Origin of the sequence: Tannerella sp. (assembly GCF_052170195.1) — a bacterium.
GTDB lineage: Bacteria > Bacteroidota > Bacteroidia > Bacteroidales > Tannerellaceae > Tannerella.
In genome coordinates this window covers 1-6203 of record NZ_JBQNAZ010000075.1, presented here as the reverse complement: position 1 = coordinate 6203, position 6203 = coordinate 1, and the positions used below count along the sequence as shown (strand labels likewise).

Genomic DNA, 6203 nt, shown 5'->3' with positions numbered 1-6203 from the left:
GCCTTGTGTTTTTATCTGCCCGGTGTAAAATCTCGAGGATTTTATCTAAATTTGTAATAAAGAAGCTTTTATATTCACCTTTAATTTGATAGAGGATGTAGAGAAAATCGATTCACTTCATGCTTGGACTAAGGGAGGATGAAAGCATGGTACGTTTGGTGATGTGACTGACGTGATCCGGCTGTGTCCGGTTGTAAGGCTCTTCAAGAGATAGAGAGTAGATGGATGGTTATGAGGCCATGAAGACACAAAAATATGCCAATTAATTTCGAAAAACAGGGAAACACATAAATGAGATAATATATGGCAAAGAATATCAGGACAACAGAGGTACAGGCACTGGTCAGCATCGCCGGGGAGCAGGTGAATTTCATCCGCTTGAGTCTCTCGCAGGAGATAGGTCAGCATCACGATTTCGAAGTGTTGATCGACTACCGCACGTTCGACGCGGCCTTTCACGAGTCGCCGGACGCGTTTATGCAAAAGACGAACAAACGGGTGGCCATCGACCTTCAGCATGCCGATCAGCCGGAGAAGGCGTATATGTTTGTAGGGGTCGTTACGAGCGTGAAGATGATCGCGATCGACGGGATGCACGGCGCGGTATCGTTTACGGGTCAGTCGCTGACGGTCGAACTGGAACGGGGCGAGATGATGCAGACGTACAGCAGCACGAACCTGAAAGAGATCTTCGGCACGATTACGGACGGTACGCTGAATCTGTCGACGGAGAACGACCCGGCGTGGAAGGCGGATATCGACTTCGCGCTTCAGTACCGCGAGAGCGACTGGCGCTTCCTGCAACGGCTGTGCCGGCAATACTTCGAACGTTTCTACTACTCGGGTATGGAGTTGGTGATAGGTCCTCACCGCTAGTTTCCGAAGGTAGACCTGACATACGATATGGAGCTTCGCTCGTTCGAGTTTTGCTCGCGTCTGGTTCCGAATCAATTCTCGACATATTACTACAAGCGCGAGGAGAACAAGAAGTGGGAGCAGCAGGACCCGGGTTCGATCGAGAACGCGACGAGCCTTCTGGAGACGATCAGCGGTCGTTCGGATACGCTCACGGCGATGCGCAAGCCCAATACGCCTTCGACGGCTTACGTGTCGGATATGGGTAGTCTGAAGGAGCATGCCAAGCGTCGTAAGGTCTCGGACGGTGCGAAGATGATGTACGTCCGAGGAGTCTGCAAGACATGCGACGTACGGATCGGCCGTCTGGTGCAGATCAAGATGCCGGAGAACATGGGCGGCACGGATATGGGGACATACCGTGTGTACAAGACGTTTCACGAGTTTGATCAGAACGGTCGTTACCGTTGCGAGTTCGAGGCGCTTCCCTCCGATCTGGAATACCTTCCCACGCCTGAGGTTCCTATCCCTACACCTAACCCGATCGAGGTAAAGGTTTGGGATAACGAAGACCCGAAAGGCCTGGGCCGTGTACGGGTAGAGTTCCCGTTCGACGAGCGCACGTGCGAAACGTGGATCCCGATGATGTCGCTTGATGCGGGAGGAAAAGGAAAAGGCCTGGGCCCCGTGAACCGCGGATTTGTGTTTATTCCGGAAAAAGGAGACTCGGTGCTTGTCGACTTCCTGGACGGCCAACATCTGTCTCATCCGGTAGTGATCGGGAGCATGTATCACGGCGAGAACGCGGAGAATCAGGGTGGCGGTAAGGGGAATCATATCAAGACCATCATCACCCGAAGCGAGCATCAGATCATCTTTAATGATTCGAAAGCCAAGCAATCGATCACCATTAAAGATAGCGGGGGCAATATCATTCTGATAGACACTGTGGGCGAGCAGATAAAAATTCATGCCCCCAAGAAAGTAACGATCACGTCCGAGGATATTGAAATATCGGCAAGTAGATCGTTGATGCTTTCGTCGGGCAAGGATACGCAACAAAGCGTGGGTTCGGAATTTAATCAGACCGTAGGCGAAAACCACAGCCTGTCTGTCGGGAAGTCGATGAATGTCAGGGCGGATGAGCATGCGAAGTTGCGGACTGTGACGGGAAATATCAATATTCAATCGGGCGAAGAACTTTTGGAGAATGCGAACGGCAATGTCAGGATTACTGCCCGTAAGAAGACGGATATCCTGTCCGGTTCGGATATCACGATACAGAGCGGAACGGATGTGTATATAGCCAAATAACAGGTTCCACATTGTTGTTTTTATAAGATAAAACGAATATGAATAAGTTATATTTTGCGAATTATGTTTGGTTTTAAGCGCTTGAGCGATTCATATAAGGTCTGTGTGCGTCATATCCTGCCGGACGATACGTTTTACTCTTACCGTGCCGTGATGGATATCCGTGCCGAGAAGATGGCACCGGACGCATATCGTTTTATCTTTCTGGGACGGCGCGATGTAATGATAAACGAAAACCCGCCGGAAAACATCGCGGACATGATCCGGCTGGAAATCGGGGACAGTCTTTATCCGGTATATCTTTCAGTCTCTGCAGAGAAAGAGATACGCGGGATAGAAAACATGTGTGCGATAAAAGAACGTCGTGCGGAGAAAAAGGCGGAGCTGTTGGAACGTTATCCGACCGGCGAGGTGGAGCAGTATCTGAAAGCTTCCGAAGAGAATCTGGCCGATGAACGGCGTTTTTTGAACGTTCTTCGGCGCGATGCATTTGTTTCCTTTTATTTTTTGCCCGAAAAAGACGGCGTGATGGAGTTCGCTCTTCGTGATTTCCCGGAATACGGATATGTAACGACGTGTTATGCCGTCAAGGAAGAAGAATCGGACACAAACAGTTTTATCCTGTCAGTGCCCGACAATCCCGATATCTATTCTGTTATGCCGGCTTTTTACAACAAAAGAGTGAGGAAGATGGAGGGCAAACTGAGTTGCATGAGAACGAAAGAGGGTGATTTCGAGCATTTCGAGCTTTCGGTAAACGTACTGATGAATGACGAAGCATCTTCATACATGCGCAGGCGGGTCGTCATAGAGCGCGATCCGGAAGCGGAACGTGTGGTAAACAGATGGCTGTATTGAATAAATAAACACGAAAGACAGGGGAATATGGATGAAAAATTTGCAGTAGACGGTGCGATATGCATGTGTGCTTTCGGCACGACGCCGGGACGAATGAAAGTAACCGACCAGCATTTTGCACATATAAACGGCAGGAGCCTTGCGGGCACGTCGATGAATCTGGGTAACGCGTTTTACCCTCCGGGGTTTACGCTTTGCAAGGCCTCTTGGCCTTCAAGACCGTGCAGAGCCAATGTCGTGGAATGGAGCGATACGTTCACGAAAGTCAAAGTCAACGGTGTGGCAACGCTTCTGACCTCTCGCAGCAAAGCCACGTGTGCCTTGGGAGTGCCCGGTTGCATCCGTTTTGTAAATCACGGGCAGATCCCCATGCCGGCAACGCTTTCGGCTCATCCGTTGGCAGAGCAATTGGATCCGACGGGCGAAGAGCTGATAAACGGGCAGCCGTTAAGATGTTTGGAAAAGGTGAAAACAAAACTGCAACAAAGATGAAAAAGTTGGGCATAAAATCCGTAACATTCGGGGAGAGGAATAATATCCGCATGATTAGAGCCGAAGAGCAAATCCCTGTAAGATTCACTTTCACACGTCCGTTGAAAAAAAAGGAGAAGGTGAACGTGCAGTGTTACATGGAGGAAGAAGGATACGCGTTAAGCAAAATAACGGGGATATATCCGATATCCATGCATGAGGAAGACGAGAGTCGGCAGGTAATGGCTGAAGCTATCGACAGCTGCGAATCGGCGCCGATTTACATGACATTTCCCGAAGAATTGGCCGGAGCCTTTTTGCGTATTACGTTTTCTTTACAGATGGCTCCGGAGTCTGAAAAGAAAAAGATAAAAATGGATCCGTCTCTTCTGTCGATAGAAACGGCGATAGAGATTAAGAGCGGTGAAGCGGATGCACCCAAGGTCGTATCCGTTTATTGGAGCGATGTGAAAACGGCTGAGTACGGCGAGCCATCTGTTCCCCGTACATCTTCGGTATATAAAAACGAGACGGTGTATCTGCATATCCATACTCGCGGACTGTATGGTAAGGAGGTGGAATGTATTTTCAATACCGGACGTACAAGGGTGGTCGCTTTGCGAAATAATGTGGCCTGTGAAGCCTTCACGTTTCATGACGACAGTCATAATGATATCGTTGTCAACTGTAGGCAGATAGATGGAAAAAAGATAGAAGAAACGGCGAGCATCCCGTATATTCCTGTTTCGCCTCCCTGGCTGCCACCTCCCGCTTTTTCGCAAGTCTATGCCCAACCCGGCTCTGCGAAGAAAGCCTGTTATGCCGGCGATGCCGAATGCCGTGTCGACTTCCGCCCGATGGAAGATTACGACGGCTCGTTCGGCTTCTCATGGTACAGAACGGGAGATACGGAGCTCTATAATATAGGACTGTATGTTACTTACAGCAGAACCAATCAATCGTTTTTATGCAATAAGTTCAATGACCATCCTTTCAGCGAAAGGGAGTATCCCGAAGATGGCATAATGGGCAAGCATTACGAGACGGTAAGACAGGGGGGCAGATCTGTTGACAGGGTGGTTCAAAAAGGAAATAATTCCGGTACGGGCTCCGGAGTCTGTTACGCAAGAGCCGGCGGACGGGATAATTTTATTCCGGATCAGGTGATGGCAGACGACCATAAAAGAGATTATGTGCGTATTACCCTTGATGGTTACAGCGGTCTGTTAAACGAATATCTTGTTCCGGTAATGACGATAAAAGAAGGTGAGACGGTGAATCTGAGGCTTTTGGTCTATGTCAGGCAATCGCCTAAAATCATCTTGTTTGCTTTTGACAATCCGCTCGTTGAAACACACGGTCATCTCTCTTTCCGAGTCAAAGAGCAGTCCATCATAGACCCTGAGGTATGCCAGCCGGTAGACTTTCCGCATACGGGTTATCATATCGAAATCACTTGTCACAGGCCGTTCGACCGCGCCGTGCATCTGAAAGCCTATGCTATCCCTCGGATAGCCGAAGCGCCGGACAAAATCATGGCTTATAAGGAGAACGGACGTATTCTGCCGGAGGTTATCGAAGGCTATCCGCTGGTATTGCGCGAATTGTGCGGCATGTTGCGCATCCTGCCCAATGACGAGGCTCATTGGCGCAAAATCAAGGTGGTGTTCTTTAGTGTAAGAACAGATATCAATGGTAGACCGGAAGAGAGTATTAAAGATACAACTGCTTTTTTCGAGAAACAGGGAGAGTTAAATAAATACCTGTCTCAAGCTTATGTAAAAGCCGAAGGCGTCTTTGAGGAGATAGACCTAACAAAAAAGAAAGCAGACCGGGAGGCGTATCGGAATGCTTGTTTTCGGAGAGCGACAGAGGATAAATATGTTGTAAATTACGAGATGCGTTTCAGGTCGTTGCTCCCCCTCTTACGGTCTAAAATCCCGTCAAGATACAATGACAGCAGCGGATATATCAGGATATTCTTTTTGCCTGAAGAATGTGTGCAAGCAAACTCGGTGAACAGTCCTTCAATAGCCGGTTTTTCCGTTAAAAAAGCAAACGGAGACAATTTGAAGTTGACTTTCTGTTTTGGCGGTCATGAAGAGACTACGCCGGTTCATGAATTGCTGCATGCTTTAGGACTTCCGCATACTTTCGACGGCATTTCACCCCATGCGAAATACACGTATGAAGACGGAAAAACGGACAATCTGATGGATTACAGCCATAGGGTCGGTGTCGAACGCAAAAGCCTTTTCGAGTGGCAATGGGAAGCAATCAATATAATGATCAACCAATGAGAATACTCGGATATTTATTATTATTTATCAACCTGACCGCAGGTTATGCACAAACAAAAAAACAGATGAAAACAAACGAAAAAGACAGTATCGGTTGTGTCGAAAGGTTCGATTTCGCATACGCCGAAAAGATTAAAAAAGAAACGGGATGGAATGCGGTAGAATATAACGGATGGTATATAAAATTACATTCGGGCGGCTGGCCTTCAATACAGGAATATGCTCCGGCAAATGATAATGTATATTATATATTGAAAAACTTTTATCCCAACGGGATGATTCACAATCGTGGCAAAAAGCTAAGGAATGTCAAATTCGGTTTATGGGAGCATTTCAACCGTCACGGGAAGTTGGTTAAGGTGGTAGACGAAGATGCCAAGTTCGGAGAAGTCAAATGGTATGATG

5 protein-coding genes and 1 pseudogene are annotated in these 6203 nt (G+C 48.1%); all 6 read left to right on the top strand.

Annotated features, from left to right (window positions below; all coding sequences use genetic code 11):
- Positions 1–303 precede the first annotated feature (303 nt).
- A complete protein-coding gene (locus ACTTKA_RS11910; RefSeq protein ID WP_442725195.1) occupies positions 304–876 on the top strand; it encodes a contractile injection system protein, VgrG/Pvc8 family in 573 nt (190 codons plus the stop codon).
- Between the two features lie 27 nt (positions 877–903).
- The gene (locus ACTTKA_RS11905) at positions 904–2169 is read left to right on the top strand and encodes a phage baseplate assembly protein V (RefSeq protein ID WP_442725194.1); all 1266 of its coding nucleotides are present in this window, start codon (positions 904–906) and stop codon (positions 2167–2169) included.
- 81 nt (positions 2170–2250) lie between these two features.
- Positions 2251–3027 (top strand): hypothetical protein, encoded by a 777-nt coding sequence (locus ACTTKA_RS11900; protein WP_442725193.1) that lies wholly within the window; start codon positions 2251–2253, stop codon positions 3025–3027.
- A 27-nt stretch (positions 3028–3054) separates the two neighbouring features.
- Entirely contained in the window at positions 3055–3519 is a 465-nt protein-coding gene (locus tag ACTTKA_RS11895) for a DUF4280 domain-containing protein (RefSeq protein ID WP_442725192.1), read from the top strand.
- The gene (locus ACTTKA_RS11890; RefSeq protein WP_442725191.1) at positions 3516–5798 is read left to right on the top strand and encodes a hypothetical protein; all 2283 of its coding nucleotides are present in this window, start codon (positions 3516–3518) and stop codon (positions 5796–5798) included. The genes ACTTKA_RS11895 and ACTTKA_RS11890 overlap by 4 nt, the downstream gene beginning before the upstream one ends.
- Before the next feature lie 65 nt (positions 5799–5863).
- Positions 5864–6203 (top strand): annotated as a pseudogene (locus ACTTKA_RS11885) (hypothetical protein); the annotation flags it as partial.